This is a genomic window from Streptococcus sp. 27098_8_134 (genome assembly GCF_041431675.1).
Taxonomy (GTDB): Bacteria; Bacillota; Bacilli; order Lactobacillales; family Streptococcaceae; genus Streptococcus; species Streptococcus sanguinis_R.
The window spans coordinates 137,162-162,476 of record NZ_JAPVYD010000001.1; the positions used below are offsets into that span (position 1 = coordinate 137,162).

Sequence of the window (25,315 nt, forward strand, 5' to 3'; positions counted from 1 at the left end):
ACAGCTTCCTTTCTATCCTATCGCTTTGCTCTCTATATTACCGTCCCGCAGGATAACCGTCTGCTTGCAGAGTTGGGCTACTTCCGGCTCATGGGTAATGATGACAATGGTCTTGCCCTCATCATTAAACTGCTTGAAAAGATCCATAATCTGCACACTGGTCTTGGTATCCAGGGCCCCCGTTGGTTCGTCCCCAAGGATGAAGCTGGGATTGGTTACCAAGGCTCGTGCAATGGCTACCCTCTGCTTCTGACCACCGGACAGCTCCATAGGTTTGAAATCACTTCTTTCTTCCAGACCGACCAACCGCAGCATTTCCAGAGCCCGCTCCCGTCTCTCTTTTTTAGGAATTTTCATGTAAGTCAGAGGCAGTTCCACATTTTGACAAGCCGTCAGCTTGGGCATGAGATTAAAATTTTGAAAAACAAAGCCAATCTTCTGATTACGCAGATCGGACAGCTGATTGTCAGACAGCTCAGACACATCGGTCCCTTCAATATGATAAGTCCCTGAACTTGCCTTATCCAGACAGCCGATAATGTTCATCAGAGTGGACTTACCAGATCCAGACGGTCCCATGATAGCTAGAAAATCCCCCTCTTTCACATGCAGATCAATTCCTTTTAAAATTGGAAATTCCTGACTGCCCTGCTGATAAGATTTGTGGATGTCCTTAAGCTTTAACATGCTGTCCTACCTCCATCCCTTCTTCCATACCTGCTCTCGGTGTTGAAATGGTATCCTGCATAGTCAGACCTTCTGTAATCTCTACCAAACGGTCAGAAACTTTCTTGGTCTTGACTTCATGCATTTTCAGAGTCTTGCCCTCTACCTTCCAGACATAGGTCTTGCCATTTTTATTGAAAGTATAAGCCTTATTGACAACTACCTTTCCTGCCTCAGGAGCATTCTCCACGATATTAACATAGGAATGGGAGCCCACCAGCGGCATTTCACCACCCTGATCCAGCTCAACTGTATAAGGATACTTACCTTGGTTGGGATTTTCCTGTTGCTTATTCCCACCATTATTATTGGAAGTATTTTCTGCAGTCAGACTGCCGACCTGAGTTACCGTACCACTCCAGCGTTTCTTAGGATCCTTGCGATCCACCACTTCCACTTTCTGGCCGACACTCAGCTTCTCACGGTCAAATTCACTGACAGTACCTTTGACCAGAGTTTTGGACTTGTCCATAATCTCAATAAAGTTTTCTTCTTCTTTTTTGGCCTTGGACTGATTAGGCAAATCTTCATTCATAGAGGTAATTGTTCCTGCTGTATCGGCAGTCACAGTATCATACTTCATCCGGTCTGATTCAGTCTGAGCTGTCACCTGAGCCTTTTCAGCCTCAATCTGAGCTGTCGTCACTTCACTATCCGCAGTCTTAGCATCGCTCAGTGCCTGAGCCAGCTCGTCTTCAGCAGACTTAATCTGCTCCAGCAATGACTCATCCTGACTGGAATTGTATTTGTCCTTGAGTGAGTTTAAGCTGGCCAACTTGCGATTATAGGTTTCCCATTTAATCGCAGCGCTGTTTTGAGCGGCTGTAATGCCATTAGCTTTGGACTGGGCATCATATTGAGCCGACTGGGCTGTCAATTGCTGCTCTGTCGCATAGGAAAAGAGCGGCTGTCCTTGTGTAACGGTATCACCATTTTTGACAAATACTTCCTTGACTTCCCCTTTAGACGGGTCAATCTTGACCTTACTGCTATTGTTGGCAACTACTTCCCCAGATAAAACCAGGCTTGTTTTTTTGCTGTTATTGACAGCTTCTTGGACTGTCAGCGAATCAATCGTCTTATCTACCATTTTCATGGCCTGTTGTTGATTGATCTGTCTAAAATACAGATAGCCTCCCAGCCCAGCACAAGCGAGAATGACCGTGCTGCCCAATAGAATGGTCTTACGATTCATTTTTTTTCTTCGAAACATATTGCCTCCAACCTACATGTTTTAATCTTTATTCAGCTTCTGAGCTAGATCCTGATCCATCTTCTGGGATTTCCTCACCATCTGCTGGGATTTGGATAACATTTCCATCAGGCATTGTATATTCTGTCACTTCTTTGCCATCGACTGTCTTGGTCTTCTTGTCAACAGCATCCTTCTGGAAGTCCACCTGTTTCCCATCCTTAATTTCTGAATTATCTGCTTCTTTATTTCCGCACGCGGCTAAAAAGAATCCTGACATTCCGATAAGAGCAACTAGCATAGCAATTTTTTTAACGTTCATTTGATTTCTCCTTTGTTTTAGCAAGCAGGAAGTTTGTTGTTTCCTGACAGTAATTGTTTTTTTGAACAATTCTATTCTAACAAAGCCATCTATCCCCTTCCTACCCACTATCTGTTTTTTATCTATTTTTTCAAAAACAATACTTTTCTGTTGAAAATCAGGCAAATCCTCTGCTCTAAGCCCTATCTTCTGCTTTTATGATATAATAGTAGCAAGTAATCTAAATATATAAGAGGTAATGTCATGACACAAACGGTTTACTTTGGAACCTATACTCGCAGAGATTCCAAGGGAATTTACAAAGCAGATTTTAATTCTAACAAAGGAACTTTAGAAAACTTGACCTTGCTTGCTGAAGAGCCCAGTCCAACCTACCTAGCCTTTGATAAGGCTGGGCATCTCTATTCTGTTGGAGCAAAGGACGGACAGGGGGGGATTGCAGCCTTTGACCAGGCAGGTCAGCTCCTCAACCATGTCGTTGAAGAAGGAGCTCCGCTCTGCTATGTGGCAGTTGACGAAGAACGCGACTTGGTTTACGGTGCCAATTATCATAAGGGACAAGTCTTGGTCTACAGACGCCTAGCTGATGGCAAACTGGAACTGGCTGACTCAGCAAGCCATCAAGGTCAAGGACCACATGCTAACCAAGCGTCTGCTCATGTCCACTATGCTGACCTTACACCAGATCAATACCTGATTACCTGCGACTTGGGAACTGATGAAGTCACCACTTATGATGTTACTGAAGATGGAAAGATCGCTCCTCTGGATACCTACAAGTGTGCCGCTGGAGCTGGTGCCCGCCATATCGTTTTCCACCATCATTATAAAATCGCCTATTTAATCTGTGAGCTTAATTCTACTATTGAAGTCCTGATTTACGATGGAGTCGGCCATTTTGAACACCTGCAAACCGTCTCCACCTTGCCAGAGGACTTTGAAGGTGCAAACGGAACAGCTGCTATCCGTCTGTCTGCTGATGGCAAGTTCCTCTACGGTTCCAACCGCGGTCATGACTCTCTTGCCGTTTACAAAATCTTAGCCGACGGCAGTTTGGACTTAATCCAGATTGCACCTACCAATGGTCAAAATCCGCGGGATTTCAACATCACACCAGATCAAAACCATATCATTGCTGTCCATCAAGACTCAGACAATGCAACCATCTTCAAACGCGATGCAGAGAGTGGAAAATTAACAGAAATCTCCCACGATTTCTACGTTCCCGAAGCTGTTTGTGTGACTTTTAAATAAGCAGAATTCTTGTCTTTCTATTAAAAATTTGATTAAATAGTATAAAAAATTACTAAGGAGCAACAACTATGAATCCAGTAGATTTATTTAACCAAGTAAAAGAAATGATTGAAAAGAAAGACTTTGATGGCGCCAAAAAGTTTATCGAAGAAAACAAAGACAAACTCGGTGAATACCTAGATCAAGCCAAAAAATTAGTAGCTGGAAATGAAATGGCCAGCGGCGCAATTGATAAAATTAAAGGTTTGTTCTAAGTAAACATAACAAAAACGCTTGAAAAATCAAGCGTTTTTTATTCTTTTTTATAAAATCAATGGTAAGAAAATTTGTGCTAAGCCTAGAAAAGCTAGATAACCTAACACATCTGTTGCTGTGGTAATGAAAATGGTCGAGGCTAGAGCCGGATCCTGATGCAGGGTCTTGATAATCAACGGTACAAAGTAACCAAATAGAGCACCACATGCTAGATTGATCATCATAGCCAATACCACAATAACAGACAGATAGAAATTTTGATAGAAGACAAACATGACAATAGCTGCAATCAAGCCAGTAAAGAAACCATTAACTAAAGCTAGCACGATTTCTTTGAATACTAAATTCTGATCTTCTTTCAGATCCAGTTTCCCCAAGGCAATTCCCTGTATAACCAAAGCAAGTGTCTGAGAGGCAGAATTTCCTCCCATTCCCGTGATAATAGGACTAATCGCTGCCAATGCTACAACTTTTGAAATCGTATCATCAAAAAGTGCTACTGTCGCAGAAGCTAGGAAGGCTGTCACTAGGTTAATCATCAACCAAGGTAAGCGTTTCTTGAGTGATTCTTTGAAAGGTCCTCCAATTTCTTCACTTTCTTGGACACCACCCATCCGCAAGATATCTTCTTGATACTCTTCTTGCAAAACATCGACGATATCATCAATTGTGATGATTCCTAGCAATACCTGCCGATGATTGACGACCGGTACGACAGATAAATTATATTTGGCAGAAAGCTGTGCCACTTCCTCTTGGTCAACCTCTGGCGTTACACTCACTATCTGAGTATTCATAAATTCACTGAGTTTCATCTCCGCATCATGAATAAACAAATCACGGATATCAATCCAGCCAACTAGCGAATGATGCACATTTCTAATAAATAAGGTATCAATAACTTCCGTATTGGGCGAAATCTCCCTCAATTTATTGAGAGTTGCTGAGACGGTCAGATTTTCATTTAAGGTAATGAATTCTGTCGTCATCAGACCACCAGCTGTCTGAGGATCGTAAGCCAACATAGCTTTCAAATTCTCTTGACTGGTATTTTTCATCATACTTAAGTATTGCTTACGCAAGTCCACACTCAAGTAACCCAAAATATCTACCACATCATCATCTGGCATAAGATGAAAAAGAGTGCTGGTACGTTTGAAAGAAATCGATTGGATAATCTGTCGTTGCAACTCCGGCTCGGCTTCTTTTAAAATCTCTACCAATTGATCATCACTAGCCATTTCTGTAAAGGTTTTGAGAAGATTCCCTTCCTCATCCTCCAAGGCCTCCAAAGAAAGAGCAATATCAATGGGATAGTAATCGTCGAATATCTGATTGAAAACTTCACTATCCTGTGATAGTAAGACCTGATTTAATAATTCTTCCATTGTACTCCTCCTTCCACTTTGCTAGTATACCATAAAAGACTGATTTTGATACAAGAAAGCTATAAAATCTTCAATAAATCACTCACTTTTTCAAGTATGTAGTCACAAGGAAACGCAGGGATTACTTGATTATATTTTCCGAAAGAAAAACTGTCATCTTGTCCTCTAATTTTTCAAGGGAAAGAGCATGACCAGACCCACACAGTACTTCTAGGCAATTTTCTCGGAAAAGATGATAAATCTCCCTCTCATCAATTAGGGTGGTTCCTAAATCAAAAAATATCCATTGTTACATCTTTACACATCAAAAAAGCTAGGACTAAGTCCTAGCTCCTCTTAAAGGTTGTTAGATTATTTTTTCAAGTTATAGAAAGCTTGAAGACCTTTGTATTGAGCAACTTCACCAAGTTGATCTTCGATACGAAGCAATTGGTTGTATTTAGCAATACGGTCTGTACGTGAAAGTGAACCAGTCTTGATTTGACCTGCATTAGTTGCAACTGCGATGTCAGCGATTGTTGAATCTTCAGTTTCACCTGAACGGTGTGATACAACTGCAGTGTAACCAGCTTCTTTAGCCATTTCAATCGCTTCAAAAGTTTCAGTAAGAGTACCGATTTGGTTAACTTTGATAAGGATTGAGTTAGCAGCACCTTCTTTGATACCACGAGCAAGATAGTCAGTGTTTGTTACGAAGAAGTCATCACCAACAAGTTGTACTTTCTTACCAAGACGTTCAGTAAGAGCTTTCCAACCATCCCAGTCATTTTCATCCATACCATCTTCGATAGTGATGATTGGGTATTTGTTAACCAACTCTTCAAGGTAGTCGATTTGTTCTGCAGATGTACGAACAGCAGCGCCTTCACCTTCAAATTTAGTGTAGTCGTATACTTTACGTTCTTTATCGTAGAATTCTGATGATGCACAGTCAAATCCGATAAATACATCTTTACCTGGAACATAGCCAGCAGCTTCGATAGCAGCGATGATAGTTTCTACACCATCTTCAGTTCCTTCAAAGCGAGGAGCGAATCCACCTTCATCACCAACGGCAGTTTCCAAACCACGAGATTTAAGGATTTTCTTAAGAGCGTGGAAGATTTCAGCACCGTAACGAAGAGCTTCTTTGAATGTTGGAGCACCAACTGGCAAAATCATGAACTCTTGGAATGCAATTGGAGCATCTGAGTGAGATCCACCGTTGATGATGTTCATCATTGGAGTTGGAAGAACTTTAGTGTTGAATCCGCCAAGGTAGCTGTAAAGTGGCACTTCAAGGTAATCAGCAGCAGCACGAGCTACAGCGATAGACACACCAAGGATTGCGTTCGCACCCAATTTACCTTTGTTAGGAGTACCGTCCAAAGCGATCATTGCACGGTCAATGGCTTGTTGGTCACGAACATCGTAACCGATAATAGCTTCAGCGATAACGTTGTTTACATTATCAACTGCTTTTTGTGTACCAAGACCACCGTAACGAGATTTGTCGCCATCACGAAGTTCAACTGCTTCGTGCTCACCTGTAGAAGCTCCTGAAGGAACCATACCACGTCCGAAAGCACCTGATTCAGTATAAACTTCTACTTCAAGTGTTGGGTTACCGCGTGAGTCTAGGACTTCGCGAGCGTAAACATCAGTAATAATTGACATTTCTTACTCTCCTTATTATTTAAAATTATTTACTAGTCTATGATACCTCAAAAACGCTTTTTTTTCAAGGAAAAATAGAGAATCTAAGCAAATTTGAGAAATTTTGCACAAGAAAACGATTCCAAATTTACTATATAAATGCTTTTCCAGCAAATCAGAACAGACATTCGAGCTTTTAGAATTTCTCCTTTTATGGTACAATTTTATTATGACTGATATTAATAAAGTAATCATGGAAAAAGCCCAGGGCGGAGTCAAGCTCAACCCTGATGAACAGCGTAGATTTTTAGGGACTTTTGAGGAGCGAGTGCTGGCCTCCTGCTCTATTGAGCAAGCCAACGAGACCCTCATTCGCAGTCATTTCAAGGAAATGATCAGTAGCATCATGAAAAACTGCCAACCTGTAATTGTCAAAATTTCCCCAGAAGTCGAGTCAGGCAATCAAATCTTTTATCTAAAAACCTCCAAGGAGCTGGGCTGCGAGGCAACTATTGTCTCTAGCGATTACCATTCTTCTCCTTTTGGCCTAATTGTCCATAGCGACCATCTGGTCCAAGTAGATGATAAGGACATGAGCCAACAGTTTGCTAATCTCCTTCAGCCAGCAGAAAAACCAGCAAAAGAAAAGCGCTCCCTCTGGAAAAAATGGTTTGGATAAAATGACAAATTTAGAAAAACTTTTTGCCTTTTTTGAAGCTGAAAACCAGCGTGATTGGCAAACCTATCAGACCTTTCTTTCTGATCATGTTAGCTGGGAATTAGAGGGTGACACAATCGAAATCATCAAAGGTAAAGCAGACTACTTGACTAATATTCAAAAAGTCTACCATAACAACCCCGTTCAGTTTCGTTGTACTTATTATCAGCTTAGTCCCGACCAGAATCGGATTGTGACCATTTTAGAAAATGACTTTGGTGACCTGTCTTGTGACATCTTCTTCTTTGAAAAGGGAATGATAGTCAAAGAAATTGAATACCTACTAAAAAAAGCGGACTAACCGCTTTTTTTCATTTTTAGTACATTGCCAATATTTCTGGCTGTGCGAATCAAATTTTGCTCCGCCTGCTCTAGCATCCTATCTAAACTATCTGCTCGCGCAATAATCGGAAAAGCTGCCTGGATATTCTCAACTGGGAAATCCGGTAAATCATCTGCCAGACTGCCGCAAATCGCCAGTACAGGGATGCCTTCTGGTGTTCGTCTTGCGACCCCAATCGGTGCCTTGCCCGCCAAAGACTGACGGTCCATCCGTCCTTCGCCCACTACGACCAAGTCCGCTTTTTTGACTCTGTCATCAAAATCCAGTAAATCTAGACAGGTTTCAATACCCGAAACGATTGTTCCTCCAGCAAAAGCAACCAGTCCTGCTGCCATTCCCCCTCCGGCTCCAGTTCCATCCATATCAATCACCTGAGGATCGACCAGCTGATAGAAATCAGCCATAGCTTGATCCACTTGAGAAAATAATAAGGGAGATAGACCTTTCTGACCTCCGAAAACAGTTGTCGCACCGCGCTCTCCGCAGAGAGGATTGTCAACATCCGTCAAAATCTCAATCTCAACTTCTTTCAAGAAAGCAGGAACCTGCTCTGCTGATATTCGAGCGACCTTTCCCAAAGACGATCCAATTGGGCGCAGTCTATGATTATCCGCATCGAAAAATTCATATCCTAGGCCCGCTGCAAGTCCAATTCCACCGTCATTGCTGGCCGAACCTCCAACACCAACTAAAATCTTTCTGACACCGTCTTCAGCCAGGCGCAAAATTAATTCTCCCAATCCTTTGGTCTCTATGGCCAAGGGATTTCGTTTTTCCTGAGGAATAGAGGCAAGTCCGACCAAATCAGCCATTTCAAAAAGCGCTTGCTGACCATTTCTAGCGTAAGGCATTTTTACCGGCTGGCCAAAGGGTCCGGTCACAGTGTGATGAAATACAGCCCAGCCCAAGGCTGCTGTCAGCGCAGCCATTGTCCCCTCGCCCCCGTCACCAACCGGCAGCAAGTCAAAACTGGCATCTGGCAAGACCTGAGAAAATCCTGTCTGCAGAGCTTGAGCAACCTGAGCCGCTGACAAACTTTCCTTGAAAGAATCCGGTGCAATTAGAATATGCATATTACTCTCCTATGCTTTTCTATTGTCTAAAAGATCAATGACCCGATAGAGATTGCATTCTTGAATCTGGTAAGGAGCCTGCTCTCGCACGATCGGCTTGGCCATAAAGGCAATTCCCATCCCAGCTGTCTGAATCATAGGCAGATCATTGGCGCCGTCCCCCATAGCAATTGTTCGATTTAATTCCAATTTATTTTCAGCCGCCCATGCTTTTAGCATGGCAAGCTTGGTATCCTTAGTGACAATCTCTCCTAAGACTTGGCCTGTCAAAAACCCCTGCTGGATCTCCAAACGATTTGCCTTGACGTAGTTAATTCCAAGCTGCTCAGCCAGTCTGTCCACCGTCTCATGAAAACCACCTGACACTAAGCCTACTTTATAACCACGTTTATGCAGCTCCTTGACCAAGTCCTCGGCTCCTGGCGTGAAGTGGATCCTTTCAGCAATTCGAGCAAAAATATCCTCTGGCAGACCTTTTAAAAGGGCGACTCGCTCACGTAAGGCAGCTTCAAAGTCCAACTCTCCTCGCATGGCACGCTCGGTAATAGCCGCAACCTGAGCTCCTACACCCGCTTCCTCTCCTAGCAGGTCAATCCCTTCTTCCATGATTAAGGTGCTGTCTACATCCATGACTAACAATCCTTTGACTGTTTTCATCATCCGACCTCATTCTTTCTATTTTTTTGTATTATACAGGAAATTCTATTTCAAAACAAGCTGGGAAAAATTGAAGTCTCAGAATCCTTGTTACTGACTGTTCTCTAGCGTTCTCTTTGTAAAAGAAAAAAGTTCCCGAAGGAACTTCTTTTAAAAACGAATATTCTCGCGTGTTTTTTCGTAGGATGTCACAAAACGCTCTGTCACACCTGGCTCGACAAGATCCAAAGCTTTTGAAATGATTTCCAAGGATTGAGCATAGTCGTAGTCATGTTCAAAGACATACAAGGACTTGTTGAAGGCTGCCTGTACGTTATCATCAAAGGAACGATAGCGGTTTGAATACTGCAGCAGCTGCTCAGTCAAGGTAGCATCTTGGACGATACGATAAGTTTCTTCTTCCAATTGCTCCATATCATTTCCTAGAATTTCCAGCCAACGGTTAACTGATTCGATATTGACTCGTGTAGCTTCCAATTCCTTCACCAACTCTTCAATATTGTTGCTGGTTGAGAAGAAAATTTCTAAGAAAGAGTCTGGAATACCTGGCAAATTGCGTTTTTCCATATATCTCTTAATGGTATGCAATTTGTTGGCATAGATATTGACTTTTTGGCGAGCATTAGCATCATCTTTTTCAATCTCTGCAAGTGCTTCACCAAGAGAAATCTGCTCATCTTCGATTTCTTTCAAACGCTCTTGGATATCTTCCAACTCTTCCTGAACCACTGAATAAGCTTGCTTGGTTTCAGAAGAATCTTCTACCGCGCTAAGAACCACATCTTCCTGGGCAGAAAGTTCAGCCTGCAACTCCTTGACATGAGAAGTTTCCGTATCAGAGATAAGGAAGGTTTGAGATAAACGTTCTATCTCTTTTTGGAGTTGCTGGTTGTTTTCCTTTGTATGAGCCAAATAGCTTGGTAAATTTTTAATCAGCTTCTCCACTACTTTGTGGGCTTCAATTTCCCGCGTAAAAATTTCATAAAGAGCGTTAATCTCTTCTTGCGCCTGCTCATTTTCATACTCAGCATTATCCAGCTCTAGGGCTGAAATATTGGCTTCGTTGCGTTTGAGACTTGCATGAAGCTGCTGGAAACGAGACTCTATATCTGTTTCGATAAAGTGATAACCAGATTCCAAGAGCTTACGATGACCAGATTCTAAGTCTTCCAACTGATCTGGCAGTTTAACAGTCAACTCTTCGACAATGGCAGGAACTTTCTCAACGATATGTGTCAGAGCAAGGATATGATCCTCAGCTTTATCCAAGATTTCAGCCGCCTCAACCGGGTCACCTGAAGAATTAAGGGTCACAAACTGAGAAAACTCTGACTGGATATTTTCCAGTTGCTTCTCAATCTCAGCAAGGGCTTGCCCATACGAATCTGCATTCTCTGCGACCTGGGTTTGCAGTTTTTCAAACAAATCCAAGGCATGGAGCACACGACCGCTGTTTTTAGACTCTTGCTCTTTAAGATCTTCCAAGGCAGCACGAATCATCTTGATATCTTCTTCAATCAAATCAATCTGACTCTCAATATTGCCGATGGCATGCTTGGCTTTTATGAAACGGAAAGAATTATTGTAACCTTCTGCTTCAAATAGATTATTTTCGATATCAGCAAATGAATTTAAGGACAGGTCTACCCATTTTTGATTCCATTCACGGAAGGCTACCTGACTCTGCCCAATCAAATGCATATTTTTTACTTCTTCAACTTCATCATTTACCGGGAGATTATAGAGTGCTTCTTTTCTCTCCTCTAAATTTTGAAGTAAAGCTTCATTTCTCTTTCTCATCAGAACTGCAGTACCATAGCCGACAACCAAAAGCAGAGCTACCACAGCAACGAGAATAACTAGTCCAATAGACATATAGAACTCCTTCACATTGTTACTATAAAGCAAACATAATGATTATATCATATTTTTGCCCATAATGGTTGATTTTTCTGATTTTTTTAGACGTCGAGCGTACTGTATACAGCATTTTCTTCGATAAATTCACGACGAGGTTCAACGCGATCCCCCATCAGCATGTCAAAAATCTTGTCAGCTTCCGCTGCATCATCCACTGAAACCCGTGCCATCAAGCGATGTTCAGGATTCATAGTTGTCTCCCACAGCTGATGGTCATCCATCTCTCCGAGCCCTTTATAGCGCTGAATGGTTGGCTTGGATCGACCTTCACTGTAGCGAGCCAAAGCAGCTTGAAGCTCTTCTTCTTGGTTGGCACCTGGCTGGATGTATTCTTTGACTTCACTTCCGACCTTGACACCATAGATTGGCGGCTGAGCGATATAGACAAATCCAGCTTCCAGAACCGGCTTCATATAGCGGTAAATCAAAGTCAAGAGCAAGGTCCGAATATGGGCTCCATCTACATCGGCATCGGTCATGATGACTAATTTTTGGTAACGAGCCTTGCTGACATCAAAGTCAGCTCCAAAGCCAGTTCCCATAGCAGTAAAGAGACTGCGGATTTCTTCATTGGCCAAAATCTTATCCATGCTGGCTTTTTCAACGTTGAGAATCTTACCGCGAATTGGCAAAATAGCCTGAAATTCACGGTTACGGCCGGACTTAGCTGAACCACCCGCTGAATCCCCCTCCACGATGAAGAGTTCTGTTTCCTGTGGGTCGTTGGACGAGCAGTCAGCCAATTTACCTGGCAGATTGGAGATTTCCAAGCCAGATTTTTTGCGGGTTACTTCCCGAGCTCGCTTGGCAGCAATTCTGGCCTTAGAAGCCAAAATTCCTTTTTCAACGATTTTTCGAGCTACCGCAGGATTTTCCAAAAGGAAATCTGAGAAAGCTTCACTGAAGAGACGATTGGTAATCTTGACCACTTCGCTATTGCCCAGCTTGGTCTTGGTTTGACCTTCAAACTGAGGGTTAGGATGCTTGACAGAGATGACCGCTGTCAAGCCTTCACGAACATCTTCTCCAGTCAGATTGTCCTCGTTTTCTTTGAGAAGCTTGTTTTTCTTGGCATAGTCATTGATAACCCGAGTCAGGGCAGTCCGGAAGCCTTGCTCATGCGTTCCACCCTCGTGGGTGTGGATGTTATTAGCAAAGCTCATGACTGTTTCATGGTAGCCAGTCGTATACTGCATAGCTACTTCAACCGTAATGTCGTCCATTTCGCCGTCGGTATAAATCGGCGTTTCAAAGATTACATCCTTGTTTTCATTGATGTATTGGACATAGCTGGCAATCCCACCTTCATAGTGGTAATCCTTGACCTGCTCCATTCCATCTCGCTTATCGGTGATGGAAATTCTGAGACCACGATTGAGGAAGGCCAGTTCTTGTACCCGCTTATTGAGCTTTTCAAAGTCAAATTCTACTGTTTCAGTGAAAATCTCTGGATCTGGTGTAAAGTGAACTGTCGTACCAGTACGGTCTGTCTCACCGATGATTTCTAAATCAGCGACTACATGACCGCGACGGTATTCTTGGTAATGAATCTGACCGTTCTTATAAACGCGGACATCCAGCTGAGTGGACAGGGCATTTACAACGGAAGAACCCACACCGTGCAGACCTCCTGATACCTTGTATCCCCCACCGCCGAATTTTCCTCCGGCATGGAGCACAGTAAAGACGGTTTCCACGGCCGGACGGCCTGTTTTCTCTTGAATATCAACAGGAATTCCCCGACCGTTATCTACTACTGTGATGGAATTGTCTTTTTCGATAAAGACCTGAATGTGACTGGCAAAACCAGCCAACGCCTCATCAATTGAGTTGTCAACAATTTCCCATACTAAATGGTGAAGACCTTCCTTGGAGGTCGAACCGATATACATCCCCGGACGCATACGAACGGCTTCTAAGCCTTCTAAGACCTGAATCTGACTGGCATCATATTCTTGGGCCTGTATATCTTGTTGCTTTTCTTCTGTCATAGTGTTCCTTTTCTAATCAATATCTATAAATTCTTCAAGATGCTGCATATTATCAAAGAGATAGGTGTCAAAGCCAGCTGCCTGCCCTGCTTCAATATCCAGCGGACGGTCACCAATGACCAAGCCAGAGGCAATCTGATACTTGTCTTTTAGATAGAGCATGGAGTCTGGAGAGGGTTTCCTTGGAAAACCATTTGCAGCTGTCACCACTTCTGTAAAAGCTGATGAAATGGCAGTTTTCTCCAAGATTTCCAGTACTTGGTTGTCCCGGTGAGAGACCAGAAAGTTCCGCCCACCCTTGGCCACAATCCGCCTAAGCAAGTCTGCCGCTCCGTCAAATAAGACAGGGTGAGTCAACTCTTCTGCTTCATTGGCCTTATAAAACTTTAAAAAGTCTTTTTCTTGGGGAGCAAACTGCTGGACTGCATAGTCCGTAGACACCTTGAGGGCCTTATAAACTTCGTCGTGACCAGCTTGCAGACCAAACTCTTTCAAGGTTTGAACAAAAGCTGCTGTCGAAGTTTCATAATTATCCAAGAGTGTTCCACCTAAATCCCAGATGTAATCTTGATAATTCATACCTTTCATTATACCATAATTTTCATGAAAAAGGGGCTAATATTTGCCCGAATCTAGCACTTTTCCGACTTTTTTCAAGCCTTTTTCTAAACAAAATATCTCAAAGAATCCAAAATTTAAAAATGGCTGCTGGTTTCGTCCTTTTCAACAGCTCTAAACTCGTTCCATATAGAGGACGGCAAAGAGTCATAAGGGTTCAAAAAAGCTGGGAAACATTATGAATCCCAGCCTATTTTTAATTTCCAAATACATCTGTATAAAGCATAGCATCAGCCAACTGGTCAGCGTCTCCGCCCAGCTGACGAACCAGCTCATAGGCAAAAGCCAAGGCAGTTGATGGACCACGGCTAGTAATCAGCTTCCCATCAACAAGAACTGTTTCTTTACGGTAAGTTCCATTTTTAATATTGTCTTGCGCACCATCATAGCAGGTGAAATACTTACCAGTCAAGATACCTGCACGGTCAAGAGCAATGGGAGCGGCACAAATGGCCGCGATGAATTTGTCCGCCTGCTGAAAATACTGCAAAAGCTGCATCAGGCGGTCATCATCACGGAGATTATCCGATCCTGGCATCCCCCCTGGCAAGATGACCATATCATAGTCATCCAGTCTGCCCTTCCAGACCTGATCCACCTGAACAGTAATGGCGTGAGAGCCAGTCACTGATTCATCAAAACCAATCATATCACAGACAAGACCTGCACGGCGCAAGACATCCACAACCGTCAGGGCCTCGATTTCTTCAAAGCCGGGAGCTAAGAGTAAAGCTGCTTTTTTCATGAAAATATCCTTTCTGAGATGAGCTAGTCACAAAATCCCATCTGATTTGTGAGTCAAAAACTTGCTTTATTTTTATCTTAATTTCTTCAGTACGACTTTTTTACGGACAGCTGGAATTCGCTCCTTCTTTTCATCCGTCAAGCTGTTCTGATAGGAGACGGACAGCAGGAGACCAACACCGATAAGATTACTGATAATGGAAGAGCCGCCCTGTGAGATAAAGGGCAGCGGAATCCCTGTTAAAGGTAGAATCCCTGTCACCGCTCCAATATTTTCAAAGATATGGAAGAGCAGCATCATGATAAAGCCAGTTGAGATATAGGTATAAAACTGGTTGTTGGATTTAATCGTAATCTTGAGCATGCGATAAATCAGCAGTAAATAGAGCATGATAACCAAGGTTGAACCTAAGAAACCAAAATCTTCTGCAATGACGGTGAAAATCATATCGCTTTCCCGAACAGGAACCAAGAGATTGGAAACATTAAAGCCTTGGCCAGTCAGACCACCACTTCCGACAGCGATTTGTCCCTGTGCTTGCTGGAAGGTGGTCGTCTGAGCGTAGTCAAAGGGATGAAGCCAAGCCAAAATCCGATTGATTTGGTAGGTTGGCATGCCTAGATTATGCAGAAAGGCACGACCGCCATCAGAAATAAAGATAAAGAGAAATCCTCCCAACAGCAGGACTCCCGTCAGAAAGACCGGCAGGATAATCTTCCAAGAAACACCTGACAGTAGAACGATGCCGCCGTATATAGCAACAAAAACCAGAGCCGTCCCCAAATCACTCTGAAGGGTTAACAGAACCAGAACAGGCACTGTGTAGAGCCCAAGCTTCAGAATCAGAAAAAAGTCTAAAGCCAAGGTTCGCTCATCCTGCTTGTGCTGCTGGAGAAAATGAACCACCAGCCGCGACAGCATGAGAATATATGAAATCTTCATGAACTCCGAGGGCTGAAAGAGGGTCACACCACGAATAGCAATCCAGTTTTTGGCACCAGTGGAGGCTACCAGCGATTGGCTGTAAAAAATGAGAGGCAAGACCATGAGGCCAAGACCAAAAACATAGAGATAGGGCGTAATTTTCCAGAGAAACTTGGTGTTAAAGAACATGAGGATAAAGCTGAGCAGGAAGCCCACCACAATCCAGGCAATCTGCTGACCAACCATGGGCCAGGCATTGTCAGGATAATCATGACTAACAGCAATGTAAATAGCTACAACTCCGATTGAGAGCAGCATCAAAACGGGCAAAATTAAACTATAATCAATCCGAGACTCAAACGTCCGTCTTTGATAGGGCATAGTCCCTCCTTTTTAGAAAAAATACTGGATAATCAAGCTAGAAACAGCGACGCAAAACCAAGCGAAGGCACCAGTCAGTAAAGGCGCTGCTCCTGCTTGCTTAAACTGCTTAAAGGAAACCTTGGCACCAATAGCTGCCAAGGCCATAGCCATCAGCCACTGAGAAATAAATTTTGTATAGGGGATGACAGCAGCCGGCAGAAACCCAAGACTGCTGATAAGTGAAGCTAGGACAAACCAAGCTATAAACCAAGGAAAAATCTGTTTCAAGTTTGTCTTTTGCGACGACTTCTTAGACTTGATATAGCGATAAGCTGCGAAGATTAAGCAAGCCGGTACAATCATCAGGGCCCGACTAAGCTTGACAATGGTCGCCAAGTCTCCAGCTGACGGGCTAAATGTATAACCTGCCGCCACTACTGACGAAGTATCATTGATGGCTGTTCCAGCCCAAGTCCCGAAAAATGCATCCGACATCTGCAGCAAATGCCCTAAAAAAGGGAAAATGAATACTGCTAAAATATTGAAAAAGAAAATAGTGGAGATAGACAGAGCGATTTCCTCTTCATCAGCTTCCAAGATTGGTGAAGCAGCCGCTATGGCAGAGCCACCGCAGATGGCTGTTCCAAAACCAATTAAAATAGTCAAGACACGATTCATCTTAAAGAAACGGCCAGCCAGATAGGCCGCCAGAAAGGCTATCAGAATCGTAATAAGACTGATACGAAGAGAAGAAATCCCTGTCTCAGAAACCTGACCAATGGACATGGAAAATCCCAAAAAGATGATGGAATACTGCAGCAATTTCTTCCCTGAATAGCTGAGTCCTTCCTGAAAAGCAGCCGGCAGCTTCATGCTGTTGTTCAAAACAATCCCAAAGATAATAGCCAAAACACTAGAGCCTATCAAGGGAAGCAAACCGCCTAAAAAGATAGAAACAGCTGCTATGCCAAAGGATAACAGAATTCCTGGTAAATATTTTTTCACGAGCACTCCTTCTTTCTTATGCCTCTCATTATAACAAATTCTTTCCCAAAAATCTGAATGGAACTAAAAAATCAGCCAATAAAACTCAGCTGATTTCAGATAGTTTCAGTCAAAAAATTCTTGTAATTCCTGCATAATGGCTGCCTCTGGTAGGATATCTAAAGAAGCCAATTGTGATAGATGATGCTGAATCTGCTTTCCATAGCGTTTACTAGAAATGCGATTGTCCAAAAGAATAACAGCTGATTTCTGATGCTCATTGCGCCGAGTCCGGCCAATAGCCTGCTTAAGCCGTAAGATGGCAAGAGGCAGTTGATAATCATAAAAGGCATTCTTACCTTCTGCTTTCAGGCGGCTGTTAATCTTCTGCACAAAGAAATCCTTGGGATTGTCAAATGGAATCCGAGTAATCAGCTGAATAATCTGGTCTTGCTCAGCAAAATCCGCCCCCTCCCAGAAGCTGCCAGAGCCTAACAGAATACTTGCTTCTCCTCTATCGAAACGCCGCTTGATATTACCGGCATCTCCATTTTTATATTGGGCTAAATGCGGCAGAGCCAGCAAGTCCGAAACAGCCAAAAGCAAGTCTTTAGAGGTGAAGAGGACGACGATAGGCAGACCAAGTTCTGCCACTTTCTGCAGGCAAGCAACAATCTCTTGCGCAAAATCCTCAGTTGACAAATCCACTACTGCTGGAAAACTTTCATCTAAAAAGAGCTTTTGCAGTGGCTTCTTCTTGCTCTTCAGCTTGTAAAAGTGATAACTTTCAAAGCCTAGCAACTGCGCCAGATTGACATTAGAGCTGATTTCCAGAGTTGACGAAACCAAGATAACCTTGGCCCTTTCAGGCAAAAAGTCTGTAAAATGCAGCAATTCTGAACGGCCAGCATGCAGAGTCATCAAGCGATGGTCTGCCAAATCTTCATCAACCAACCAATAATACTGGTATTTGCCACTGAATAAGTGCTGCAGCTCAGGCAGTGCACTAGTCTTTAACTCAGACACATCCTGAAACAGCCGGACAATCTTTTCCCGACTTAGCTCAGACGTTTTCTTGCGATGCTTCTCTGCGGCATCAGCCAGCTCAAACTGAATGCTTTGCAAAAGCCGTTGCTGCAGAAGTTCCCCTTCTTCTTGAAGGAGATGATTTATCTGCTGCAGCGTTTTAGTCAGATTTATACTGGCTTGAGAGAAACTTTCCAAGGCAAAAAACATCTTCTGAGCTTCATCAACTACCAGAATACGATTGTCCAGCAAAGACTGGTCATCCTCTAAACGCGTCAGTAGATAAGCATGATTGGTAATCACGACTCGACTGGTAGCTGACTTGACCTGTCCCAACCGCCAAAAATCTTCCTCATAAAAAAGAGAATGTTTGCTTAGCTTGCCATCATGACGGATTTCATTGAAGTAGCTTGAGAAGCGATGAGCTTGCCCAATTTCGTTCAAATCACCTGTTTTAGTTTCTGCCAGCCAAACCAAGAGTTGTAGCTTGCAGCGATTCACCAGACGGTTGTCATATTCCCTATCCAATGTCTGATAGAAATGGTCCAGTTTGAGATAATTCTCCGGACTCTTGAGACTGTGAAAGGAAATACCAAATACTTCCTCCAACAATCGCCCTTCCTTTTGCAGCAGCTGGTCCTGCAGGATCTTAGTCGGAACCGTCACTAGTACTTTTTCCCGGCCTCTAGATAGAATGGGCAGCAAGTAGCCAAAGGTCTTACCTAAGCCTGTCTGGGCTTCTAAAAAACTAGGCTCCTGCTGGTCTAGAGCTTCCTCCATAAAGCGAGCAAACTTGAGCTGTTCTGGCCGCTCTTCTAAGCCCAGCAGGTATAGATTGGTCAGGAAATCCTGCGACAGTTTCTTTTCCGAAGTCAGCTTTTGGGGACGTCGCAGGAAAATACCATGGCAGGATTGCAGTTCCTTATCTTGCTGATCCGGCATTGTCTGATAAACTTCCTCGATAGCCAGACGCGACTCATAGATAATGCTATCCGCCAAAGTTAGCATTTTCTCAACCAAGGCCTTGGGCAGGCTCTTGATTTTGTCTTGTATTTTTAAAAATAGCTGAGCCGTTGCTTGAGCATCTGCCAGAGCAGTATGGGCGTTTTCCAAAGAAATATCCAGTAAATTACAGAGATTGCCCAAGGAATATTTATCAAAGGTCGGGTAGAAGACCTGAGCCAACTCTACCGTGTCCACACGTGGTGTCAGCAAGTCAAACCCTTCCCAGAAAAGGGCCTCTGCTAGTAGATTAGCGTCAAACTTGACATTATGAGCGACAAAAATCGCATCCTGAATCAACTCATATACCTCAGCTGCTACCTGAGAAAACTCCGGTGCTCGGCCAAGCCGCTCATCATCCAAACCTGTCAGCTCTTTGATATGCTCATCCAGTTCCTCATGAGGATTGACATCTGTTTCATAAGTCTTGGTAATGATTCCATTCTCAATCAGAACAATGCCAATCTGGATAATCTTTGCACTACTGCCCGTTCCTGTAGCCTCCAAGTCCACAACGGCATACTTATAATCATTTTGTGTCATACTGCTATGATTATATCATAAAAGCCATTCTGAGACATCTGAAAATTTTCAGCCATAGTCTATGAAGCAATTCTGTGCAAAAAATTCTCTTTTCTGTTACACTCAATAGCAGAATACATTTTCCGAGGAAATCAAATGAAGATTCATAAAATTACCAACCTTGTAGCTTTTGAAAACACCTATATCTTAGAGAACGATCAGGGTCTCCTAGTCGTCGATCCTGGCAGTGACTGGAAAAAGATTGAGCGCAAGCTGGAGGAACTAGCCAAGCCTGTGATTGCTATACTCTTGACCCATACCCATTATGACCACATTATGAGTTTAGAAAAGGTCCGGGAGCACTATGCTGCCCCACCTGTCTATGTGGCTGAGAGTGAAAGCAGCTGGCTCTACACACCGACAGATAACCTATCTGGTCTGGCGCGCCATGCTGATCTGGATGATATTATCTGTCGACCAGCAGAAGAGTTTTTCTCCTACGAAACAGACTATGATATTGGAGGCTTTCACTTCTATGTGCTTGCAACACCTGGCCACTCCATCGGAGGTGTCTCTCTAGTCTTTCCTAATGACTGCCTTGTTTTGACGGGCGATGCCCTCTTTCGAGAAAGCATCGGACGAACGGATCTGCCGACAGGAAACATGGAGCAATTGCTGACATCCATTCGCGAGAAACTTCTGGTATTACCTAAAGACTATGCTGTTTATCCTGGTCATGGTCATGATACCACTATTTCACATGAAAAAATCTTTAACCCATTTTTAGCTCAGTAGCCATTTAAGCAATTACCTATAACAAAAACAGAGTTTGAAATTCTTCAAACTCTGTTTTTTATGATTTGTTAAATCTTCAAGAAGCGTCTCATAGAGATGATAGATCCCAATGATCCGATAAGAATTCCCAACACAAAGAGTGCTGCTATCATAATCGGACTAAAGAGTTTTGGATCAATCATAGAAAGTCCTTGACCTACTAAGCTCTTATTCATAGTCTGGTAGGCTATACCATATGTCAAATACACTACAAGTGACGGAACTGTTGCTCCTAGCAAGCCAATCCATGCTCCTTCAAACAGGAATGGTCCGCGGATATAGCTATTCTTAGCACCAACCAAGCGCATGATTTGAATCTCGCGACTTCGGGAAATAATGGTAATCCGGATAGTATTGGAAATGAGAAGGATAGCAATGAAAATCAGAAGCGCTGTCCCAATCAATCCCCATGTTTGGATGAAATTAGAAAACGCAAAGAGATTTTTGGTATTGGTACCACCATTTTGAACCTCTGAAACACCATCAATCTTACGAGCATCTTTTGTAACAGATTCTACATATTTAGGTGCCTTGGTCTCAACAATATAAGCATCGTAAAGAGGATTATTTTCTTCATCAAAAACATCCCACTCACTACCCATGGTCTCTGTTAGCTTATTATACTGCTCTTGCTTGCTAGAAAAAGTAACCTTCTCTACATTTTTCATAGAAGTTAGAGCATCATAGACCTTGTGGTAGTCCTCATTCTGAACTGTTTGGCCTTCTTTTACAATCGTTTCGCTATTGTCGGCAACATCCTTACGCATATAGACCATGACGCGGACATTATTGGAAATATCATTTGCCAGCTTGGCTGTATTTAAAATTACTGAAGCAAAGACAGCCACTAAACTCAAGGTAATCATAACCGAGCTGACAGCCGCTACAGTCATCCAACCATTCCGCGTAAGACTCTTAAGCGACTCAATCAAATGACGAAAAAATCTTCTAATCATCGTATCCGTATTCTCCTTCCGCTTCATCACGTACCACACGGCCATTTTCAATAGCAATAACGCGGTGACGCAGAGTATTTACAATCTGGCTGTTGTGGGTTGCCATCAGGACAGTTGTTCCCTGAAGGTTAATCCGCTCCAGCAGGTTCATAATCTCCCAAGAATTATCTGGGTCCAAGTTTCCTGTCGGCTCATCCGCAATCAGGACTTTAGGGTTGTTGGCAATCGCACGCGCAATGGCAATCCGCTGCTGCTCACCACCGGAAAGCTCATTAGGGAATGAGCGAACCTTGTGCTTAAGACCAACTAGGTCCAGCACTTCCATAACTCGCTTTTTAATATTGCGGCGGCGTTCACCGATAACTTCCATGGCGTAGGCAATATTCTCATACACTGTCTTTTTAGGAAGAAGTTTGTAGTCTTGGAAGACGACCCCGACCTGACGGCGCAGCATTGGAACATCGCGCTTCTTAATCTTGGCTAAGTCAAAATCAGCTACTTTCAGACTTCCCTTATCCAGCTTTATCTCCCTGTAAAGCAAACGAATAAAGGTTGACTTTCCTGCTCCTGAAGGGCCAACAATATAGGCAAACTCCCCAGGTTCTACATTAATAGACACACTACGCAGGGCAGTGGTCCCGTTGCCATACTTCTTGACAACATCTTTCATTTCAATTATTGACATCTATTGAAATTTCCTTTCAATCTAATTCTAATCTCTTACATTTCCTAGTTCAAACGCCATTTCAAATAAGCGTCGATGAAACCATCCAAATCACCATCCATCACCTTGTCCACCTGTGCTACTTCGTAACTGGTCCGATGGTCTTTGACCATGGTATAAGGCGTAAAGACATAGGAGCGGATTTGGCTGCCCCAGGAAATCTCCTTCTTATCTCCCTTGAGTGAATCGACTTCGGCTGCTTGTTTCTCTTGCTCTAGCTGATAAAGCTTAGCTTGTAGCATCTTCATCGCCCGATCACGGTTTCCATACTGGGTCCGGTCAACGGTAGACTGCACCACAATTCCTGTAGGAATATGCGTCAGCCGCACACCAGTAGAAACTTTATTGACGTTCTGCCCGCCGGCTCCTCCCGAGCGGAAAGTGTCCATCTTAATATCGTCATCGCGAATTTCCACCTCAATGGTGTCATCCAACTCTGGCATGACCTCTACTGAGGTAAAGGAAGTATGGCGACGTTTAGCTGAGTCAAATGGCGAAATCCGAACCAAACGGTGGACTCCCATTTCTGACTTAAGCAGACCATAAGCGTGCGGCCCTTCAAATGAAAGAGTCACTGACTTAATTCCCGCTTCATCACCAGCTTGATAGTCCAAGACCTCTACTTTGAAGCCCTTGGCATTGCCAAAGCGTGTATACATACGCAACAGCATATCTCCCCAATCCTGGGCCTCTGTACCACCCGATCCCGGGTGAATTTCAAGGATAGCATTGTTATTGTCGTAAGGCTCAGAAAGGAGCAGGGTCATTTCATAGCTGGTCATCATTTTCTCGAGTTCTGCCAGCTTTTCTTCCAACTCTCCCTGAACCGACTCATCTTCAGCCATAAAATCAAGCAAGATTTCCGATTCATCAAAAAGCTCCGTCATCTGATGGAAATTTTCATAGGTTTGCTTGAGTTCATTCAGCTCTTGAGATGTCTTCTGGGCTGCAATGTTGTCATCCCAAAAGTCGGGTTCTGTCATCTTATTTTCTAAAATGGCAATTTCTTCTTCCAGACCTTCTAAGTCAAAGAGACCCCCTGAAAGAATCTAATTTTTCACGATTTGCGTCAATCTTTTGACGAATTTCTGAAATGTCCATAAATACCTCTTTTCACATATCGTTTAATTATAACATAAATTAAACAGTTTGCCTAATCTCACATTCAGCAGCTTACATTTTATCGGATTTTCCCTAGCTAGGCAAGACAAGCGACTCCTTGTCACCTAATTGTTAGAAAAGTAATATAATGACATGGGGTTGGAAGAATTATTTCAAGCCTTCCTAGACTTCATTCATGGATAAACGAAATACAAAATTACAATAATTTATGAGGTGTTCAGATAAAAGGGAGACTCTCCATAGGTGCTTAAGCATTTTCAAGTTTTGAAAAATATGCTAGACTAAAACCATGACAAGAATCGGATTTATGAGCGACCTCCATCTGGACTCCAACCAGTTTGGAGATTTTGAGCAGCAAACTCTTCGCCATCTTTTAAAAGAGGAAGGGATTGACCACCTACACATTGCAGGAGATTTGTCCAACGATCTGGCCAAAATCAGTTTGCCCTTTCTTGAAACTTTGAAGCAAGAGATTCCCCTTTCTTTTAATCTGGGAAATCACGATATGCTGGGACTTTCTGAGCAAGAAATTTCAAACTATGATTTTCAGGTTCAGCAGTTCGGCCAGACCAAGCTCGTCAGCTTTTCTGGCTGGTATGACTACAGCTTTGTTCCAGAAAAAAGCAAGGAAGAGCATCTGAGAACCAAGACCAATTTCTGGTTTGACCGCAGATTGGAGCGTCAACTCGACGACCCTAGCATTACAGCTCAGATACTGCAAGAGTTAGAAAAACTGCTGGCGACTTTAGATGGTCCCATTATTGTTGCTCTGCATTTTGTCCCCCATCAAGACTTTCTATACGACCATCCCTACTTCCAGCGCTTCAATGCCTTCCTAGGAAGCCAAGCTTTTCATCAGCTTTTTGTTAAATACAGGGTAAAAGAGGTGGTTTTTGGTCATCTCCATCACCGCCACCAAAGCCGTGTCATCGAAGGGGTTCGCTATCATATGCGTCCTCTAGGCTACATTCGTGAATGGGAACTGACTCGGAACTTTTTTAATGATTTTCCTCAGTATAAGATTCCCCAGATGTACCGCCTGCACAAGCGTTATAATGCTGTTAAAGATTTAGCCGAATTTCGAGACTATAAGAAAAAACACCTGGCAGCTGAACTGCGAGATGCTTTAACAGTGATTGAAGTTCAGTAATGGAAATGTTGAATAGCAGTTCTCAGCTCATCTGAGAGCTGTTTTTTGTTGTCCAACTGCACATAGACTTCTAATAAACAGGAACGAAAATTGGAAAAAGCAATGAAGTCTTGGTTACTTTCCAATGGAAAACTCTGTGATTGAAGCCACAATCTAAATTCATGCTGCGACAGTTTTTTCTTTAAGACAGCTTGATAGAGCACCTGGGCTAAGCGCCAGTCCTCATCATTTCTGAAACGGACTGGAACTCTTTTAAAAACTTGATGAATGACCTCTAAAACCACTGGCATCCTACTGGAGGGAAAGTCCGGATGACAAGCCACTTCTGTCAATAAGTCTGCTCCATGAGCGAAGGCATGAACCCAACCGTATTTCCTGGAGTAACCCCTTGTGTCTCTTTCTACTGACAAGTAGGTTAGCCCCTTATCTAGTAAATATTTTCTTTCTTGCACTGATAAAGCCTGATAATACGAAGAGTTTGGATTACCATCGCAGTTTAAGAGATTGGCATAAAGTAAAGCTGTGAAAGAACGTGTTAAGGTGGCTTGACCATTTTCGTCACTCTTGTATAAAAGTCCTTGTCTTTTGACTGCTTCTTGAGCTAAGAAACGAAACTGTTCAGCTGAAAACAGATCATCCTGAAGTCCCCTTGCTAAGGACGAAAAGACTAACTCATCACGGATTTTCGCTTCTGGATGACCAATATGATCCAGTAACCATAAGATTTCTTCCTCATAATATAAAGGAGAAGCTTCTTCCAACTTCTTTCGTAAGTTTTGATACATACTTTCACCGTCCTTTCGAGTTGCTTTCTTTGAATTTGATTATATCGCCTTGTACGCAAAAAAGCCATCCGTAGATGACTTTTTGC

General features: G+C 43.1%; 24 protein-coding genes and 1 pseudogene. 6 read left to right on the top strand and 19 right to left on the bottom strand.

The genetic code is table 11. The features are described 5' to 3' along the window. Positions 1-12 precede the first annotated feature (12 nt). The 4 genes and pseudogenes from O3620_RS00570 to O3620_RS00585 all read right to left on the bottom strand — a co-directional run bounded on the left by O3620_RS00570 (position 13) and on the right by O3620_RS00585 (position 2,405). Positions 13-687: an ABC transporter ATP-binding protein gene (locus O3620_RS00570; protein ID WP_002895848.1), complete on the bottom strand. Its 675-nt coding sequence runs from the start codon at positions 685-687 to the stop codon at positions 13-15. Next, the gene (locus tag O3620_RS00575) at positions 674-1,939 is read right to left on the bottom strand and encodes an efflux RND transporter periplasmic adaptor subunit (RefSeq protein WP_002919264.1); all 1,266 of its coding nucleotides are present in this window, start codon (positions 1,937-1,939) and stop codon (positions 674-676) included. The genes O3620_RS00570 and O3620_RS00575 overlap by 14 nt, the downstream gene beginning before the upstream one ends. 28 nt (positions 1,940-1,967) lie before the next feature. Beyond that, positions 1,968-2,240, bottom strand: coding sequence for a hypothetical protein (locus tag O3620_RS00580; protein ID WP_002895853.1), 273 nt, complete (start codon positions 2,238-2,240; stop codon positions 1,968-1,970). After that, positions 2,237-2,405: pseudogene (locus O3620_RS00585) on the bottom strand (preprotein translocase). The gene O3620_RS00580 and the pseudogene O3620_RS00585 overlap by 4 nt, the downstream one beginning before the upstream one ends. A 78-nt stretch (positions 2,406-2,483) precedes the next feature. Here O3620_RS00585 and O3620_RS00590 point away from each other — a divergent pair. Next, positions 2,484-3,494 (top strand): lactonase family protein, encoded by a 1,011-nt coding sequence (locus O3620_RS00590; protein WP_002919266.1) that lies wholly within the window; start codon positions 2,484-2,486, stop codon positions 3,492-3,494. A 68-nt stretch (positions 3,495-3,562) separates the two neighbouring features. Continuing rightward, the gene (locus O3620_RS00595; RefSeq protein ID WP_002895857.1) at positions 3,563-3,748 is read left to right on the top strand and encodes a hypothetical protein; all 186 of its coding nucleotides are present in this window, start codon (positions 3,563-3,565) and stop codon (positions 3,746-3,748) included. 48 nt (positions 3,749-3,796) lie between these two features. On the opposite strand, the gene mgtE is transcribed toward O3620_RS00595, so the two are convergent. Both mgtE and eno read right to left on the bottom strand, forming a co-directional pair. Further along, complete coding sequence (gene mgtE, locus O3620_RS00600) at positions 3,797-5,137, bottom strand: magnesium transporter (RefSeq protein ID WP_002904249.1); 1,341 nt, start codon at positions 5,135-5,137, stop codon at positions 3,797-3,799. Between the two features lie 351 nt (positions 5,138-5,488). Next, positions 5,489-6,793: a surface-displayed alpha-enolase gene (eno, locus tag O3620_RS00605; protein ID WP_002897814.1), complete on the bottom strand. Its 1,305-nt coding sequence runs from the start codon at positions 6,791-6,793 to the stop codon at positions 5,489-5,491. Positions 6,794-7,001: 208 nt separating this feature from the next. Here eno and O3620_RS00610 point away from each other — a divergent pair, with 208 nt between their 5' ends. Beyond that, positions 7,002-7,451, top strand: coding sequence for a YueI family protein (locus O3620_RS00610; RefSeq protein ID WP_002915485.1), 450 nt, complete (start codon positions 7,002-7,004; stop codon positions 7,449-7,451). Between the two features lies 1 nt (position 7,452). Continuing rightward, positions 7,453-7,791, top strand: coding sequence for a nuclear transport factor 2 family protein (locus tag O3620_RS00615; protein ID WP_002919267.1), 339 nt, complete (start codon positions 7,453-7,455; stop codon positions 7,789-7,791). Here O3620_RS00615 and O3620_RS00620 read toward each other — a convergent pair. The 9 genes from O3620_RS00620 to O3620_RS00660 form a co-directional block, all read right to left on the bottom strand. Continuing rightward, on the bottom strand, positions 7,788-8,906 hold the full coding sequence (locus tag O3620_RS00620) for a glycerate kinase (RefSeq protein WP_002919268.1): 1,119 nt from the start codon (positions 8,904-8,906) through the stop codon (positions 7,788-7,790). The two genes, O3620_RS00615 and O3620_RS00620, sit on opposite strands and share 4 nt — an antisense overlap. A gap of 9 nt (positions 8,907-8,915) precedes the next feature. Then, positions 8,916-9,563 carry a phosphoserine phosphatase SerB gene (serB, locus tag O3620_RS00625; RefSeq protein ID WP_032908843.1) on the bottom strand — a complete coding sequence of 216 codons (648 nt, stop codon included), beginning with the start codon at positions 9,561-9,563 and terminating at the stop codon, positions 8,916-8,918. A 150-nt stretch (positions 9,564-9,713) separates the two neighbouring features. Continuing rightward, entirely contained in the window at positions 9,714-11,438 is a 1,725-nt protein-coding gene (gene ezrA, locus O3620_RS00630; protein WP_002917428.1) for a septation ring formation regulator EzrA, read from the bottom strand. Positions 11,439-11,524: 86 nt separating this feature from the next. Beyond that, complete coding sequence (gene gyrB, locus O3620_RS00635) at positions 11,525-13,474, bottom strand: DNA topoisomerase (ATP-hydrolyzing) subunit B (protein ID WP_002895870.1); 1,950 nt, start codon at positions 13,472-13,474, stop codon at positions 11,525-11,527. Between the two features lie 12 nt (positions 13,475-13,486). Further along, positions 13,487-14,053, bottom strand: coding sequence for an HAD-IA family hydrolase (locus O3620_RS00640; protein ID WP_326845556.1), 567 nt, complete (start codon positions 14,051-14,053; stop codon positions 13,487-13,489). Between the two features lie 235 nt (positions 14,054-14,288). After that, positions 14,289-14,837, bottom strand: coding sequence for a DJ-1 family glyoxalase III (locus O3620_RS00645; protein WP_371601305.1), 549 nt, complete (start codon positions 14,835-14,837; stop codon positions 14,289-14,291). A 72-nt stretch (positions 14,838-14,909) separates the two neighbouring features. Beyond that, positions 14,910-16,142: an FtsW/RodA/SpoVE family cell cycle protein gene (locus tag O3620_RS00650; protein ID WP_371601306.1), complete on the bottom strand. Its 1,233-nt coding sequence runs from the start codon at positions 16,140-16,142 to the stop codon at positions 14,910-14,912. 12 nt (positions 16,143-16,154) lie between these two features. After that, positions 16,155-17,135 carry a YeiH family protein gene (locus tag O3620_RS00655; RefSeq protein WP_125337831.1) on the bottom strand — a complete coding sequence of 327 codons (981 nt, stop codon included), beginning with the start codon at positions 17,133-17,135 and terminating at the stop codon, positions 16,155-16,157. A gap of 99 nt (positions 17,136-17,234) precedes the next feature. Continuing rightward, positions 17,235-19,679 (bottom strand): bifunctional DnaQ family exonuclease/ATP-dependent helicase, encoded by a 2,445-nt coding sequence (locus tag O3620_RS00660; protein WP_125337832.1) that lies wholly within the window; start codon positions 19,677-19,679, stop codon positions 17,235-17,237. A 135-nt stretch (positions 19,680-19,814) separates the two neighbouring features. Between O3620_RS00660 and O3620_RS00665 the strand changes: the two genes are divergently transcribed. Next, positions 19,815-20,453 (top strand): MBL fold metallo-hydrolase, encoded by a 639-nt coding sequence (locus O3620_RS00665; protein WP_002919276.1) that lies wholly within the window; start codon positions 19,815-19,817, stop codon positions 20,451-20,453. A gap of 68 nt (positions 20,454-20,521) precedes the next feature. On the opposite strand, the gene ftsX is transcribed toward O3620_RS00665, so the two are convergent. From ftsX to prfB, 3 genes are all read right to left on the bottom strand, one after another. Further along, complete coding sequence (ftsX, locus tag O3620_RS00670) at positions 20,522-21,448, bottom strand: permease-like cell division protein FtsX (RefSeq protein ID WP_125377527.1); 927 nt, start codon at positions 21,446-21,448, stop codon at positions 20,522-20,524. Beyond that, on the bottom strand, positions 21,441-22,133 hold the full coding sequence (gene ftsE, locus O3620_RS00675) for a cell division ATP-binding protein FtsE (protein WP_002895890.1): 693 nt from the start codon (positions 22,131-22,133) through the stop codon (positions 21,441-21,443). The genes ftsX and ftsE overlap by 8 nt, the downstream gene beginning before the upstream one ends. Before the next feature lie 44 nt (positions 22,134-22,177). Further along, positions 22,178-23,273 (bottom strand): peptide chain release factor 2 gene (gene prfB / locus O3620_RS00680; RefSeq protein ID WP_125409201.1). Its coding sequence is split into 2 segments (ribosomal slippage): positions 22,178-23,200 and positions 23,202-23,273, totalling 1,095 coding nucleotides; the frame shifts between segments, so codons are not numbered across the junction. A 310-nt stretch (positions 23,274-23,583) separates the two neighbouring features. Between prfB and O3620_RS00685 the strand changes: the two genes are divergently transcribed. Next, positions 23,584-24,444 carry a metallophosphoesterase gene (locus tag O3620_RS00685; protein ID WP_002919281.1) on the top strand — a complete coding sequence of 287 codons (861 nt, stop codon included), beginning with the start codon at positions 23,584-23,586 and terminating at the stop codon, positions 24,442-24,444. Here the strand turns inward: O3620_RS00685 and O3620_RS00690 are convergent. Next, on the bottom strand, positions 24,438-25,229 hold the full coding sequence (locus O3620_RS00690) for a DUF2785 domain-containing protein (protein ID WP_002919282.1): 792 nt from the start codon (positions 25,227-25,229) through the stop codon (positions 24,438-24,440). The two genes, O3620_RS00685 and O3620_RS00690, sit on opposite strands and share 7 nt — an antisense overlap. Positions 25,230-25,315 lie beyond the last annotated feature (86 nt).

Excerpts from the sequence above, each read along its gene's own strand:
- ezrA (WP_002917428.1), bottom strand. The coding sequence starts at position 11,438 with ATGTCTATTGGACTAGTTATTCTCGTTGCTGTGGTAGCTCTGCTTTTG.
- O3620_RS00595 (WP_002895857.1), top strand. The coding sequence starts at position 3,563 with ATGAATCCAGTAGATTTATTTAACCAAGTAAAAGAAATGATTGAAAAG.
- O3620_RS00620 (WP_002919268.1), bottom strand. The coding sequence starts at position 8,906 with ATGCATATTCTAATTGCACCGGATTCTTTCAAGGAAAGTTTGTCAGCG.
- O3620_RS00640 (WP_326845556.1), bottom strand. The coding sequence starts at position 14,053 with ATGAATTATCAAGATTACATCTGGGATTTAGGTGGAACACTCTTGGAT.
- O3620_RS00645 (WP_371601305.1), bottom strand. The coding sequence starts at position 14,837 with ATGAAAAAAGCAGCTTTACTCTTAGCTCCCGGCTTTGAAGAAATCGAG.
- O3620_RS00690 (WP_002919282.1), bottom strand. The coding sequence starts at position 25,229 with ATGTATCAAAACTTACGAAAGAAGTTGGAAGAAGCTTCTCCTTTATAT.
- gyrB (WP_002895870.1), bottom strand. The coding sequence starts at position 13,474 with ATGACAGAAGAAAAGCAACAAGATATACAGGCCCAAGAATATGATGCC.
- ftsE (WP_002895890.1), bottom strand. The coding sequence starts at position 22,133 with ATGTCAATAATTGAAATGAAAGATGTTGTCAAGAAGTATGGCAACGGG.
- O3620_RS00580 (WP_002895853.1), bottom strand. The coding sequence starts at position 2,240 with ATGAACGTTAAAAAAATTGCTATGCTAGTTGCTCTTATCGGAATGTCA.
- O3620_RS00615 (WP_002919267.1), top strand. The coding sequence starts at position 7,453 with ATGACAAATTTAGAAAAACTTTTTGCCTTTTTTGAAGCTGAAAACCAG.
- O3620_RS00575 (WP_002919264.1), bottom strand. The coding sequence starts at position 1,939 with ATGTTTCGAAGAAAAAAAATGAATCGTAAGACCATTCTATTGGGCAGC.
- O3620_RS00650 (WP_371601306.1), bottom strand. The coding sequence starts at position 16,142 with ATGCCCTATCAAAGACGGACGTTTGAGTCTCGGATTGATTATAGTTTA.
- O3620_RS00590 (WP_002919266.1), top strand. The coding sequence starts at position 2,484 with ATGACACAAACGGTTTACTTTGGAACCTATACTCGCAGAGATTCCAAG.
- eno (WP_002897814.1), bottom strand. The coding sequence starts at position 6,793 with ATGTCAATTATTACTGATGTTTACGCTCGCGAAGTCCTAGACTCACGC.
- O3620_RS00665 (WP_002919276.1), top strand. The coding sequence starts at position 19,815 with ATGAAGATTCATAAAATTACCAACCTTGTAGCTTTTGAAAACACCTAT.
- serB (WP_032908843.1), bottom strand. The coding sequence starts at position 9,563 with ATGAAAACAGTCAAAGGATTGTTAGTCATGGATGTAGACAGCACCTTA.
- O3620_RS00610 (WP_002915485.1), top strand. The coding sequence starts at position 7,002 with ATGACTGATATTAATAAAGTAATCATGGAAAAAGCCCAGGGCGGAGTC.
- O3620_RS00685 (WP_002919281.1), top strand. The coding sequence starts at position 23,584 with ATGACAAGAATCGGATTTATGAGCGACCTCCATCTGGACTCCAACCAG.
- O3620_RS00570 (WP_002895848.1), bottom strand. The coding sequence starts at position 687 with ATGTTAAAGCTTAAGGACATCCACAAATCTTATCAGCAGGGCAGTCAG.
- O3620_RS00660 (WP_125337832.1), bottom strand. The coding sequence starts at position 19,679 with ATGACACAAAATGATTATAAGTATGCCGTTGTGGACTTGGAGGCTACA.
- ftsX (WP_125377527.1), bottom strand. The coding sequence starts at position 21,448 with ATGATTAGAAGATTTTTTCGTCATTTGATTGAGTCGCTTAAGAGTCTT.
- mgtE (WP_002904249.1), bottom strand. The coding sequence starts at position 5,137 with ATGGAAGAATTATTAAATCAGGTCTTACTATCACAGGATAGTGAAGTT.